Source organism: Wolbachia endosymbiont (group B) of Chorthippus parallelus (assembly GCF_947251815.1).
Taxonomy (GTDB): Bacteria; Pseudomonadota; Alphaproteobacteria; order Rickettsiales; family Anaplasmataceae; genus Wolbachia.
Genome location: NZ_OX366390.1, coordinates 584,879 through 598,717, shown reverse-complemented (window position 1 = coordinate 598,717; position 13,839 = coordinate 584,879). Strand labels below are relative to the sequence as shown.

Genomic DNA, 13,839 nt, shown 5'->3' with positions numbered 1-13,839 from the left:
ACATCTTGACTATCGCATGTTTCATATTATATGAATAAACTGTTAATGAAAGTGGAGGGTTGCAATGCCTAATAATACAGATCAGTCTAAAAAAATAAATGAGAAATGGTTATTTATAGGAGGTGCTTCACTTTTTCTTGTAATAATGCTACCATCAATTTTTCTCTTAGCAAAAATAGCTATGATGTTTGTTATAATCTCAACTACAGCAATAGCAATAAAAATTGCCTCAAAAGCAATATCAAACGTTTTAGAGGATAAAGAGAATCAATCAACACAAAATAAAATTATAAACCTAGCTATTGGAGCAGTGTCCATACTTGCAGGTGGGCTATCATTACTTATTACAGCAAAAGTTGGTTTCATCGCAATATGCTCAACTATAGCTATTTTAGCTCTGTATGAATATATTAAAGATGAAAAAATAGGTAAGGATATAAATGATAAATTCGATGAAATAGCTAACAACACGGCTGAGTTTTGTGTAGACAGCATTGAAAAACTTATTCCATCACAAAGCCAAGGAGTGTGATCTTTTATTTATAAATAATTAAATTTGAGATACATGGCTAACGTACAAAAACTGAAACCAGTACTTCCTTTCTTGTCATCCTAGTAATGGCTTCCATCATCAAAAATGTTGTATTACTTTTATACTCGCAAATCTAACTGGATTTCAGTACTGGAATGACAACAAAGAGGCTACCTAAATGACATATTCAATCTCTATACAGATGTACGTCATGTTCATAAAATTACGATAAAAATTACTTGACAAATTCTGATAGTCTTTTTACTATTCGTAATGAAGGTGTTCTAGAGTTTGGAATCTATCTTCGTCTGCAGGCTTTTCAATTCAATTAATCTATAATCTTCAGTTAAAATATATTTTAGCTATACTTCGGTCGTAGCTGTATACATTTTTTGAATCTTTTTTTATTAACAGGAGGATCATTATGTTTAAAATTCTGAATTACGCATATCATTAACCTGCATGTCTTTAAAGGACAGATGGTACATATGTCCTTTTTATATTATATTTTATAGCAATATCATGTATCACTTTACGCCCCAGTCTTTTTCAAATATTGCGAGCCCTTGATCAGTAAGTGGATGATTAATTAATTGTCTAAGTATTTTTGCTGGTACAGTAATTGAATCAGCGCCAATCCTTGCAGCTTCTATTACATGTGCTGGGCTTCTCACTGATGCAACAAGAACTTTTGTCTTAAAATTATAATTAGAATATATAGTGCATATATCTTCTATTAGTGATAAGCCATCATAGCTTATATCATCAAGGCGACCAACAAAGGGAGAAATAAAACAAGCACCTGCCTTAGCGGCAAACAGTGCTTGTCCAGGAGAAAAACATAACGTGATATTAGCAGGTATTTTATGTTCTGTCCACAACTTTTTACAAGAAATTAATCCTTCATGTGTAAGGGGTAACTTTACTACGATATTACTAGCGATTTTTGCTAACTTAAGGCCTTCCTTAACCATATCTTCATGACTATCTGCAACAACTTCAACACTAACAGGCCCTTTTATAACAGAGCATATTTCACTTACTAAATCTTCGTATTTGTCCTTATGCCCGGACTTTGCTATTAAAGAAGGATTAGTTGTTATTCCATCAATGAACTCTTTTAGCTCCTTAATTTCATTCAAATCAACACTATCAAGAAAAATTTCCATATTATTGTCCTAATTATTGTCCTATTCAAAACCCATTTTTACAAAATATTTTCATCTTTGAAAAGTATTAAATAAAATCGGATTTTTAACTCAACTCAATTTTCAGTCCGTTAGGAAAGAAAATATTGCACTGAGATACAGTATACCTCTGGTAATAAACATGAATTGGTTGCATTTTATTAACAAAATTAGCATAACCAATTTCTGAAGTTTACTAGCTTTACGTTCAATAGAAATTCTTGCATAGCCTAAAACTTAGTGATACTATTAGTATAGTAACACAAATAGATAGTGGGGAACAATAAACAAAATGACTAAGATCGAGTTTAACGCTCGCAATTAAATTCAACTAAAAAGGTTAATATAAAAGGAGTTAATCACTCCTAAAGTAAATATATTACCAGAACAATAGTAACAAGGGGTATACTATGTCAACAAATTTCCCGACATTGAAAAACATATTAGCAGAGCTGAAAAGAAAAAATAGCATTACTGTTCTAGAAGAATACTATCAGAGCAAATGGGAGATTTATGACTTGTTCATGGATTTAACAAATGATGAAAATTTGAAGCAAGCATATATAGATCTATCTTTCAACAAGAGCTTTAAAAAAAACTTTATAGAATTAGCAAATCAGGCAAAAAAAGCTGTAAGTAAGTATTTTAGAGACAAAGACATAGACCTTCGAGCTTTTTATGTAGAAACTAACAATTCTGATAAAGTGTTAAACATTAATCTTATTAATTACAATAGAAGTGAGCCAATAAGAATTAGTGATATCTTACAGCAAGAAAGGGATATTAGCACATTGAATATCTATTGCGATAAAAAGCATGACATATACGCTTACCGAAAAGGTAAGGAAAGACATTATGAATTTAAAGAGGGTGCATATTATGAAATGACAAGCACTTGGTCTGTGCAGGACAAGGATGGAAAAACTGTTACCTGTACTATGGTTATGAATGTAAGTAATTCTGGTATAACTAAAGTACTACAGTTTAATGGTAAAGATTTTAAATCGCCACCTGAGGAGTTTTGGAATTTAATAAGACAAAATGAGGAATTATATATTCAAGGCCTCTCTCTACACGATGCTGTAAAAGCATTATTGGGAAAGAATAAAGATGCTCCAGCTGTTATTAATCTGCAAAATAATGAACATATCGTAATCAATAAAGATGAAAAGATGAAAGATCTTGAAAATGATCCTAAAAGCAATCCTATTCTTTCTTTCACTAGCAACAATGTATCAGAGGTTAATCCACAGCAGATTGCAACTCAGGCAATTGCAACTCAAACAGAAGTTAATTCACAGCACACTGAAACTCAGACAGAGGTCTCTGTGCAACACGTTAAGACTCAAACAGAAATTGGCTCTCAAGAAACCGAAACTCAAACAAAGGTTAATTTACAAGAGGCTGCAATTCAGACAGAAATTGCTGTGCAACACATTGAAACTCAAACAGAAATTATCCCTCAACAGTCTGAAGCTCAGAACTTACAAGAGGTTGCAACTCAAATAGAAGTTAGTTTACAGCACATTGAAACTCAAGCAGAGGTTACTGTGCAGCACGCTGAAACTCAAACAGGAATTGGCTCTCAAGAAACTGAAACTCAGACAGAAGTTAATTTGCAAGAAGCTGCAGTGCAAACAGAAGTTAACTCACAACAACTAGATCAAAAGCTTACAAAAGCTGAACAAGAAATTAGAGAATTAAATGAACTGAGGAACAATTTACAATATAGGCTCGACAAGGCTGAGCAAGAATTTGAAGAGTTAGAAAAGCATAATAGTGATTTACAGAATGAACTTGGAAAAGAAAAGCAAGAAATTAGAGAATTAAACGAGCAGAGGAACGATTTACAATATAGGCTCGACGAGGCTGAGCAAGAAATTAGAGAGTTAAATCAGCAGAGAAACAACTTACAATGTAGGCTCGAAGATGCTGAGCAAAAATTTGAAAAGCATAATAGTGATTTACAGAATAAACTTGAAGAAGAAAAGCAAAAAAACGTAAAATTGCAAATTGGACTAACACAAAAAGATGAGAAGCTAGAAAATATATCAACAGAGCTGCAAGAGAAAATACAAGAACTTGAAAGTGCACATGAAGGAAAGAAAGATCTAGAGAAAAAGTTAACAATTGCTAATGCAAAAAATGAAAAACTGGAAGATAAATTGAAACAGTTTAAAAAAGCGGAAGAGGAAGCAGGAGGTATATTAGATGAAAATTGGAAAGATATACAGGATTTAAAATCTACAATTCGATGCTTAGATTATAAGTACAACACAAATCTGGAATCTTATAAACAAGAGGTAGATCAGCTAAAGCAGGAATATGAAGAGTTAAAGAACGAGGTAGAGCTTAAAGATGAGCAAATTAAGAAGTATAAGCAACAGTTGTCGCAGAAGAGAGAAGAAACAAAAGAGAATCAATTACTGAAGTCAAAGATTAAAGAATTGGAAGAATGTAATGAGCACTTGACAGAAATAATTGGAAATAAAGCTCTGGAAATTGAAAGAATAACTAGAGAAAGAAAAGAGCTAAACGGTACAGTGCAATACTTAAATAGCCAAGTAGAACTGTTAAGTCCAGTAATTGATCAAGTACTTGTTAATAAAAAGGAAGTTTTTGATAATAATTCAAAAATGTTTTACCAGCTTACAGAGAAAATTGATGATTCAGAAAAAAAATCTAGGTCTTTAAGCCTTGATAGCGCATTTCATAGCGATCACTGTAATTCACTTCTAGACTTAATCAGCAGTCCCTCAAAGGTGTGTAGCCAAAGTCAGCTTGCAAGTGTTTAATACTGTTCAGATGTATGTGAAACCAGTGCTTCTTCTTGTCACCCAACTCTTGTCACTCCAGTGCGTGACACTGGGATCTAGTTTTTGGACATTGTTTTTGACATATGTTCTTAAGAACTATTGTTTACTGCATGATTTGCAAATACTTTTTATATCTGGATCCCAGTGTCACGCACTGGGATAACAAGAAAGAAGATACTGAAATGACATCTTCCCTGAACCATAATGTTCGTACAGTTGTGTGTCAACTACCTGAACAACAAACGTGGAAATGACAAGAGTAAACTCATTTCTTGAACACAAAAAGAGCCCCTAAAGAGATTTGACATCAAGATAACTTAAATATATACCAACTCTCTTATTTTTTAATGATTCCTCATCATGAGTCAAATGATCAAAAACCTGAATTTGATTTGTTAGAATGCTACAATCATTATTTATAACCTCTAATACACCATTGTCAATTACAACTTTCTCCTTTATCTGGTTACTCATTTGAACAGTAATTATACTAGGCAATAAATAAATTAAATAAGGGGAATGGTAGGCTAAAATCATCAATTCCCCTTTAAGCCCGTTCACTGAAAGAGAAACTACTTCATCGAATGAAATTCGATTATCAGGAGAAAAAAATTGCACCTTAAAAGTGTTCATAATCTTTAATGTCCGGCTCCAACTTCAGCTTTTATTGATTCAGCCTTTTCTATTGCTTCACTTATACTTCCCACCATATAAAAAGCAGCTTCTGGCAGATGATCATATTTACCTTCAATAATTCCTTTAAAACTAGAAATAGTATCAGAAAGTGAAACAAATTTGCCAGACATGCCAGTAAATACCTCCGCAACATGAAAAGGTTGAGAAAGAAACTTCTGAATTTTACGAGCTCTATCAACAATAATTTTATCTTCATCAGATAGTTCATCCATACCAAGTATTGCGATAATATCTTGCAGCGACTTATAAGTTTGCAATATACGTTTCACCTCAGAAGCCACATTATAATGTTCTTCACCAATGATTTCAGCAGATAAAGACTGAGAAGTTGAGTCAAGTGGATCAACAGCAGGGTATATACCCATTTCAGCTATCTGCCTTGACAACACTGTGGTTGCATCAAGATGAGAGAATGTCGTTGCTGGAGCTGGATCGGTCAAATCGTCTGCAGGAACATATATAGCCTGTACAGAAGTAATAGAACCAGCAGTAGTTGAGGCTATTCTCTCTTGCATAGCGCCCATATCAGTCGCAAGAGTTGGCTGATAACCAACAGCCGACGGTATTCTTCCAAGCAAAGCAGAAATTTCAGAGCCAGCTTGAGTAAAACGGAAGATATTATCTACAAAAAATAGAACATCTTGATTTTCATGATCACGAAAATACTCCGCCATAGTTAGTGCTGTTAAAGCAACCCTAGCTCTTGCTCCAGGAGGTTCATTCATTTGACCATAAACCAAAACGGCTTGAGATTTTTCGTGCTCATTTATATCTATTACATTCGAAGTAATCATCTCGTTATAAAGATCATTACCTTCACGCGTTCTCTCTCCTACTCCGGCAAACACAGAAAATCCTTTATGAGCTTTTGCTATGTTGTTAATCAGCTCCATTATCAGAACTGTTTTACCAACACCAGCTCCACCAAATAAGCCAATTTTTCCTCCTTTAAGATAAGGAGCAAGAAGATCTATAACCTTTATTCCTGTAACTAAAACTTCTTCCTGTATCTTCTGCTCGGTAAAACTTGGAGGTGATCTATGTATAGGTTCTAAATTATACTTTCCTTTTAAAGGACCACACTCATCTATAAGCTCTCCTACAACATTAAAAATCCTTCCTAAAGTTGAGCGTCCAACCGGAACTGATATTGGTGCACCTGTATCAACAAACTCATCACCTCTTGACATACCATCTGTGCTATCCATAGCAATGCAACGAACTATATTGTCACCTATATGTTGTGAAACCTCTAAAACTAGCTCCTTGCCCTTACATTTTAGTTTGCTTTTTAAAGCATTAAATATCTTAGGTAACTCGCCTTCAAATTTTAAATCAACAACTGCTTGAGTTATTTTAACTACTTTACCTGTACTCATCTCTTTCATCACCTAACACTACAATTCTATAAAAGAACTTCTAAAGAAAATAAATCTTATATTATTAACAGAAACTTTGCAATATTAAAACACTTACTAGTTACGTTTCATTATAAACAATGCAAATGCATTCAATAGCCAAGTAATAACAAACAGCACCAAACTAAGCGCATAAGCAGCAAGAGTTTGCACACTATTGAAATCCTGATCTCCGGTAAGTAATGTAGCAATTTGTACAGTGATAGTAGTAACTGAATTGAGAGGATTAAAGGTCAAATTTGCATTGATTCCCACAGCCATTAGTACAATCATTGTTTCACCTATCACCCTTGAAATTGATAATAAAACTGCACTTAAAATTGTAGGAATTGCATAAGGTATTGTTATATGCCATATAGTTTCCGCTGGTGTTGCGCCAAGCGCCATAAAACCATAACGTAAACTTTTTGGAACAGATCTTATAGCATCTTCAAGCAAAGAAATAATAAAAGGAAGAATCATTATTCCAATCGATAAACCAGCAATCAAAGCACTTTCTGAGTGTATACTTAGATTAAAAAAATTCGCTACCTGCTTTATAAAAAAAGACAAAAATACAACTGAGAAGTATCCATATACAACAGTAGGAATAGCAGACAAAACCTGTAAGGCTGTATTAATAACATAACGCACTTTTTCACTCGCATACTCACTAATATATATTGCAGAAAATAAACCAAGCGGCACCGCAACTAACATTGCTACAATAGTTATAAGTAATGTCCCCACTAAAAGTGGCGCTATACCAAAACACCCCACCTCTCCTTCACCAATAATAGCTACATTATGCTTCCATTTTAAGCAAAATAAGAATTCTGAAATAGCGACTTTGTTAAAAAAAGAAATGGACTGAATAAAAATAGATAGCATTATAAATAAAGTGATAAAAAGTGATATGGTTAAAGCCATAAATAACAAAAATTTTACCATCTTATTTCTTTTATCTTTAAAGATAAAAATCAGCATAAAAAAAAGTAACGCTATAGAAATAGAAATTATAAAATAACCACCATAGAGTGCTAACAAACAAGCTAACATCCAAATACAACTCAAATATATATAAGACTTAACTTTACTTACTGCTTGAAACCTACTCAAACAAAATAAAAGGATTAGTAAAACAGGTACGCCTATAATTAAATTCATTTTTCCATATATCAAATTTTATTCAATAAGAATGCTATAGAAGTTGACCATTATTTGACAATAGAGCAAAATAATTTAAAATAAATAGTCATATTAATATAAAAACAATGAAAAGAACATTACAAGCAAAAAATTTGATAAGAAAGCGTAGACACGGATTTCGTTCACGTATGTCAACAAAAGCTGGAAGAAAAATCCTTAATAGGCGCCGTTCATTAGGGTGTAACAAATTATGCGCATAGTAAGTATAAAAAAAAAGAGTTTTCCTTTGCCTTTAAAAATAGATTAGCACCTGACAGTCTTTTTTATCGAGGGGTATATATATCACTATATGCTATAAAAGAAAGAGAACCTGAAAAGTATATTCATGTTATTAGAGTAGGTCTGGCTATCAGTAAAAAAGTCGGAAAAGCAGCAAAAAGAAATAAAATAAAAAGGCAATTACGAATGCTAGCTAAAGTTAGCATTTCTAATATAAGTAATGTAGGATGCTATTACATAATACTAACCCATAAAAACATTATGCAAGCAGGCTATAAAAATTTACAAAAAGACCTCAATATTTGCTTAAAGAAAGATAAAATAAGAAGAAATTTTCACTAAAGTATTTACAGCTATATTTTTTATGATAAGATAAGTAAAGTTTTTAAAAATAAATTAATAGATGTGGGTGCTTGATGGTAGAGAGTATAAGAAAACAAGATAAAAAGCTCGATACAAATAATGCTAAGGAGAGTTTTTATAAATATAGAGAGTCTAGCTATCGCACACAATGGGGAATGGCATTTGAACAAAGCCTATATTTAGAACAAAATAAGGATAATCCTAGAGGGAAATTGCTAAATTTGAATATAGAAGCAACTTATTACAATAAGAGAATAGTTTGATAAAAGTAAAAGTACCCGTTCAGGGGAGTGGTTCAAGAAACGATAGGCAGGGAATTGTACAGTTCTCTTTGTTTTCATGTTAAGTATAATGAAATTATCCTTTCAAGTTCCTCGCTCTGATTACGTAAAATATGAGCTTTTACAGTAAGCGATATAATGCCTAATTTGCTGTTCAGTATGGTAGTGGAATACTTTCTGATTTACTTAAAAATTTCACATCATTCTTTCGGATTTTAAAATATTTTTCGCAACTTGAGAAGCTCCAGTTGCTTCAGATAGGTAGCTTTAAGTAATACCTTATACGTTTTGCAACTTTCTTACACTGTCTGTTAAAACATCTCTTTCACTTTTTAATAAAGCTTTTTTTTAGCACAAATAATTCAGTGAATGCGTTTTTTAAGTAACAGCCCAGAATTTTAACTTCAATAGTTCAACTATGTTTCAAAGTACCTTGCTAAGGGTATCCAATAAATTTACCTTTTTTATCAGCAAAATAATTGTACGCTGCATATCTGTCAGCGACTATTACGATTGCAACATACACTGTCTTTTAAAATCTTCTTTCCCTTTAAAACTTTCAGTATTGCTTGAGCACTAACCAATCTTATTTTAATGATTTATTAAATACTGCTATCTCTCCTCCTCGTTTGCAAATAGGTAACAAATTCTACTTTTATTTTAAAGTTTTCGCAGAGTTGTAAAAGATCAGTTATATTACCTCACAGCTACTCTATGTTTACCTTGTTTCATCGCTCTACTGAACAGATATAAATAAAAAGAAATTTTTATAAACTTGGCAACGACCTACTTTCCCTTTTTAAGTATCATCGGCGCTAAAAAGTTTCACTTCCGAGTTCGAAATGAGATCGGGTGGTTCATTTTTGCTATAGCCACCAAGTCAACAAAAATTTCTGACTTAACAAATTTTAATTTAATATTTAACACTGCATATGCACATATAGAAAGCAAATAAATCAATCAGGCTATTAGTACCAGTTAGCTTCACATGTTACCATGCTTCTACACCTAGCCTATCAACGTGGTAGTCTCCCACGGCCTTAATTGGGAAATCTTTTTGAAGAGGGTTTCTTGCTTATATGCTTTCAGCAATTATCCCATCTATACATAGCTACCCAGCGATGCTATTGGCATAACAGCTGGTACACCAGAGGTATATCCATCTCGGTCCTCTCGTACTAGAGTCAGATCTTCTCAAATTTCCTTCACCCACGGCAGATAGAAACCGAACTGTCTCACGACGTTCTAAACCCAACTCACGTATCACTTTAATCGGCGAACAGCCGAACCCTTGGGACCTTCTCCAGCCCCAGGATGTGATGAGTCGACATCGAGGTGCCAAACGGTGTCGTCGATATGAACTCTCGAACACCATCAGCCTGTTATCCCCGGCGTACCTTTTATCCGTTGAGCGATAACCCTTCCATACAGAATTACCGGATCACTATGACCGACTTTCGTCTCTGCTTGGCTTGTCAGCCTCGCAGTCAGGCAAGCTTATGCCATTGTACTATCAAGCTGATTTCCGACCAGCTCTAGCTTACCTTCGCACGCCTCCGTTACTTTTTAGGAGGCGACCGCCCCAGTCAAACTACCCACCATACAATGTCCTAGTTTCAGATAATGAAACATAGTTAGATATTAAAAATGTAAAAGGTGGTATCTCAAGGTCGACTCCATTACAGCTAGCGCCATAACTTCAAAGTCTCCCACCTATCCTGCACATCACATTTTTAATAGCAATGTAAAGTTATAGTAAAGGTGCACGGGGTCTCTTCGTCTAACCGCGGGTACCCCGCATCTGCACGGGGAATTCAATTTCGCTGAAATGATGTTGGAGACAGTGGAGAAATCGTTACGCCATTCGTGCGGGTCGGAACTTACCCGACAAGGAATTTCGCTACCTTAGGACCGTCAGTGTTACGGCCGCCGTTTACTGGGGCTTCAATTCAGAGCTTGCACTCTTCCTATTAACCTTCCAGCACCGGGCAGGCGTCAGACCCTATACTTCCACTTACGTGTTTGCAGAGTCCTGTGTTTTTAGTAAACAGTCGCTACTCCCTATTTTGTGCCACCTACTCATAGTTGCCTAAAAGCAGGTTACCCTTCTTCCGAAGTTACAGGTATAATTTGCCGAGTTCCTTCAACATCATTCTTTCAACACCTTAGTATACTCTACTCATCCACCAGTGTCGGTTTACGGTACGGCCTCATAAATATAAGTGCTATTTCCTGGAGCTTCTTTTAAGCATAGATCAATCCAATAAGACCTATACAAATACAAAACCCGTCACACTTAAGAGGTTTAGGAATATTAACCTAATTGCCATCGACTACTCCTTTACGGACTCGCCTTAGGAACCGACTAACCCTACGCAGATTAACTTAACGTAGGAACCCTTAGATTTTTGGTGAGAGTGTTTTTCACACTCTTTTACGCTACTTATGTCAGCATTCTCACTTCCGATATCTCCAGCAGTTTTCACAAACCACCTTCACAGACTTACGGAACGCTCCGCTACCGCGCCTACTAATCGAAATCAATAAGCACCCACATCTTCGGTATACAGCTTTAGCCCCGGTACATTTTCGGCGCAGAAAAACTTATTTAGACAAGTGAGCTGTTACGCTTTCTTTAAAGGATGGCTGCTTCCAAGCCAACCTCCTAGCTGTAATGGTTTTTCTACTTCCTTTCCCACTTAGCTGTAATTTTGGGACCTTAGATAGTGATCTGGGCTGTTTCCCTTTCCACCACGGACTTAGCACCCATAGTGTGTCTGCTGTATAATTAATTATTGGTATTCGGAGTTTGGTTAGATTTGGTAAGATGATGAATCCCCCTAGTCTATCCAGTGCTCTACCCCCAACAACATAAATACAACGCTCTACCTAAATAGATTTCGCGGAGAACCAGCTATTTCCAAGTTTGATTGGCCTTTCACCCCTAATCACAACTCATCCAATAATGTTGCAACATTAACTGGTTCGATCCTTCAGTATGTTTTACCATACCTTCAATCTGGTCATGACTAGATCACTTGGTTTCGGGTCTAATCCATAAAACTAAACGCCCTATTCAGACTTGCTTTCGCTACGCCTACACCTAACGGCTTAAGCTTGCTTCATAGATTAACTCGCTGACCCATTATGCAAAAGGTACGCTGTCACTCTAAATATCAATAAATTGATATAGAGCTCCAACTGTTTGTAAGCACTTGATTTCAGATTCTATTTCACTCCCCTCCCGGGGTTCTTTTCACCTTTCCCTCACGGTACTTGTTCACTATCGGTCGTTAAGGAGTATTTAGGCTTGGAGGATGGTCCCCCCATATTCAAACAGGATTTCACGTGCCCCGCTCTACTCAAGGATTTAAAAACTTTCTATTTATACAGGACTATCACCTTCTATGGTTACCATTTCCAGAGTATTCTAATTCTTATTTTTAAATCACTAGCCTTTTCCGCTTTCGCTCGTCACTACTAACAGAATCTCGGTTGATTTCTTTTCCTTTGGCTACTTAGATATTTCAGTTCACCAAGTTTGCTTTATATACTTAGTATATAATAACTAGCTAAGCTAGTTGGGTTTCCCCATTCGGAAATCTGCGGATCAAAATTTGTTGACAATTTCCCACAGCTTATCGCAGCCTGCCACGTCCTTCATCGCCTCTTAACGCCAAGGCATCCATCAAGTGCTCTTAATAATTTATTTATCTGACTATATGTAGAATATGCAGAGTTAAATATTAACTTACAATTGAATTGAGATTAAATAATCTCTACCATAAAACTTTTCAAACATCTAAAAACTAATCTTTTATATGTTACAATCTGATAAATCATATGTCAACGCCTTTTTATACAAAACATTTACCTATTATTATCAACAATCTTAAACAGTAAAATCTGAGAAATATTCTATAAATTGATATGTACAAAAAAATTAATGAAAAAGATATTTTGTAAGATAAAATGTGTTAAAATTAGTTACCTAAAAATGACAATGAACATTTGGAGTATTTCTAATGTATGAAAAGTAATCTATCTCTTATAAAAAACTTTGCTTTAAATTTTATATCTAAGCTTACTGGCTTATTAAACATTAAAAAAGTAAAAAATTTCATTATGGATAAATACAATACTCTCCATAAAGAAACTATAGTGCTTCTTGAAAAATCTAAAAACCTGTTAAATACCAACATTGAAATCGGGTTATATCACTTCTATAAAGGTAATATATCAGATGCAAAGTTAAGATTTTGGTTAATTAGCATATTCTACCCCAATTTACCTATAATCTGGTATAATATTGGAAGATGTCATTTTGCAGTAGGAAATACTAATAAAGCTTATAATTATTTAACAAAGACGTTAAAATTAGATAGTAGTCACAAAGAAGCTTCTTACTACTTAAAAAAAATAACAAACACATCAGATATCGTAGAATTGCCTAAAAATCTCATAAAGCAATATTTTGATTACACAGGTGAATATTTTGTTGAGCATTGGCTAATTGCCAAACAATACAGAGGGCATGAACTCATACACATGATAATTACAAAAGTCTTTAACAACTCCACTTCTGAACTGAATATACTCGACCTTGGTTGCGGTACTGGAATATGTGGTCACTTCCTAAAAATAAGTAATATTAGAAGTCGCATAACAGGAGTTGACATCTCAAATAGAATGCTCAATATTGCAAGAGGATGCCTTATAAAAGGTAAACCTGTTTACGATGAGTTAATACATACAGAAATGAAAGAGTTTCTTAAACAAGAGAAGAACCAGCAGTATGATGTAATTATCTTTGCTGAAGTGCTACACTATCTACATGATTTTCTAGCAGAATTGGAACTAGCAAAAGGATTGACAAACAAAAAAGGGGTTATTGTATGTTTAGTAAGAAGAAAGGAAGGTAAAGGTATTGACTTTGTAAACAAAGGAGATTATTTTCGTCATTCAGAAGATTATATTCAGCATGTTGCAAAAGAAACAAATATGCAAATAAGTCAAATGAGTTACTGTAAAATATATGGCAGTCAGGTTGATGGTATCTTATTTGCATTACAACATCCACAAACAAATTCAACAACTTAATCGAGAAATCGCTCAAATAAATTTCTATATTATCATAAA

9 protein-coding genes, 2 rRNA genes and 2 pseudogenes are annotated in these 13,839 nt (G+C 34.3%); 6 read left to right on the top strand and 7 right to left on the bottom strand.

All coding sequences use genetic code 11. From position 1 onward, the window contains the following. The first annotated feature begins 64 nt into the window (after positions 1 to 64). The gene (locus OPS21_RS02585) at positions 65 to 532 is read left to right on the top strand and encodes a hypothetical protein (protein ID WP_264336930.1); all 468 of its coding nucleotides are present in this window, start codon (positions 65 to 67) and stop codon (positions 530 to 532) included. Positions 533 to 1,059: 527 nt separating this feature from the next. On the opposite strand, the gene fsa is transcribed toward OPS21_RS02585, so the two are convergent. Next, positions 1,060 to 1,701: a fructose-6-phosphate aldolase gene (gene fsa, locus OPS21_RS02580; protein WP_264336929.1), complete on the bottom strand. Its 642-nt coding sequence runs from the start codon at positions 1,699 to 1,701 to the stop codon at positions 1,060 to 1,062. 428 nt (positions 1,702 to 2,129) lie between these two features. Between fsa and OPS21_RS02575 the strand changes: the two genes are divergently transcribed. Beyond that, complete coding sequence (locus tag OPS21_RS02575) at positions 2,130 to 4,514, top strand: coiled-coil domain-containing protein (RefSeq protein WP_265027696.1); 2,385 nt, start codon at positions 2,130 to 2,132, stop codon at positions 4,512 to 4,514. 312 nt (positions 4,515 to 4,826) lie between these two features. On the opposite strand, the gene OPS21_RS02570 is transcribed toward OPS21_RS02575, so the two are convergent. The 3 genes from OPS21_RS02570 to pstC all read right to left on the bottom strand — a co-directional run bounded on the left by OPS21_RS02570 (position 4,827) and on the right by pstC (position 7,795). Continuing rightward, positions 4,827 to 5,168: a F0F1 ATP synthase subunit epsilon gene (locus OPS21_RS02570; protein ID WP_264336926.1), complete on the bottom strand. Its 342-nt coding sequence runs from the start codon at positions 5,166 to 5,168 to the stop codon at positions 4,827 to 4,829. Positions 5,169 to 5,173: 5 nt separating this feature from the next. Next, complete coding sequence (gene atpD / locus OPS21_RS02565) at positions 5,174 to 6,610, bottom strand: F0F1 ATP synthase subunit beta (RefSeq protein WP_211908760.1); 1,437 nt, start codon at positions 6,608 to 6,610, stop codon at positions 5,174 to 5,176. A 96-nt stretch (positions 6,611 to 6,706) separates the two neighbouring features. Then, complete coding sequence (gene pstC / locus OPS21_RS02560) at positions 6,707 to 7,795, bottom strand: phosphate ABC transporter permease subunit PstC (RefSeq protein WP_264336925.1); 1,089 nt, start codon at positions 7,793 to 7,795, stop codon at positions 6,707 to 6,709. Between the two features lie 107 nt (positions 7,796 to 7,902). On the opposite strand from pstC, the gene rpmH reads away from it, so the two are divergent. The 3 genes and pseudogenes from rpmH to OPS21_RS02545 all read left to right on the top strand — a co-directional run bounded on the left by rpmH (position 7,903) and on the right by OPS21_RS02545 (position 8,682). Then, positions 7,903 to 8,037 carry a 50S ribosomal protein L34 gene (rpmH, locus tag OPS21_RS02555; protein ID WP_264336924.1) on the top strand — a complete coding sequence of 45 codons (135 nt, stop codon included), beginning with the start codon at positions 7,903 to 7,905 and terminating at the stop codon, positions 8,035 to 8,037. A gap of 70 nt (positions 8,038 to 8,107) precedes the next feature. Further along, positions 8,108 to 8,398, top strand: a pseudogene (rnpA, locus tag OPS21_RS02550) (ribonuclease P protein component); the annotation flags it as partial. Between the two features lie 74 nt (positions 8,399 to 8,472). Continuing rightward, positions 8,473 to 8,682 (top strand): hypothetical protein, encoded by a 210-nt coding sequence (locus OPS21_RS02545; RefSeq protein WP_143689147.1) that lies wholly within the window; start codon positions 8,473 to 8,475, stop codon positions 8,680 to 8,682. Between the two features lie 74 nt (positions 8,683 to 8,756). Here OPS21_RS02545 and OPS21_RS08040 read toward each other — a convergent pair. The 3 genes and pseudogenes from OPS21_RS08040 to OPS21_RS02535 form a co-directional block, all read right to left on the bottom strand. Next, positions 8,757 to 9,251: pseudogene (locus OPS21_RS08040) on the bottom strand (IS66 family transposase); the annotation flags it as partial. Between the two features lie 222 nt (positions 9,252 to 9,473). Then, positions 9,474 to 9,580 (bottom strand): 5S ribosomal RNA (rrf, locus tag OPS21_RS02540). 67 nt (positions 9,581 to 9,647) lie between these two features. Then, positions 9,648 to 12,412: ribosomal RNA gene (locus tag OPS21_RS02535) — 23S ribosomal RNA — on the bottom strand. Positions 12,413 to 12,729: 317 nt separating this feature from the next. On the opposite strand from OPS21_RS02535, the gene OPS21_RS02530 reads away from it, so the two are divergent. After that, the gene (locus tag OPS21_RS02530) at positions 12,730 to 13,800 is read left to right on the top strand and encodes a methyltransferase domain-containing protein (protein WP_264336923.1); all 1,071 of its coding nucleotides are present in this window, start codon (positions 12,730 to 12,732) and stop codon (positions 13,798 to 13,800) included. Positions 13,801 to 13,839: the final 39 nt, after the last annotated feature.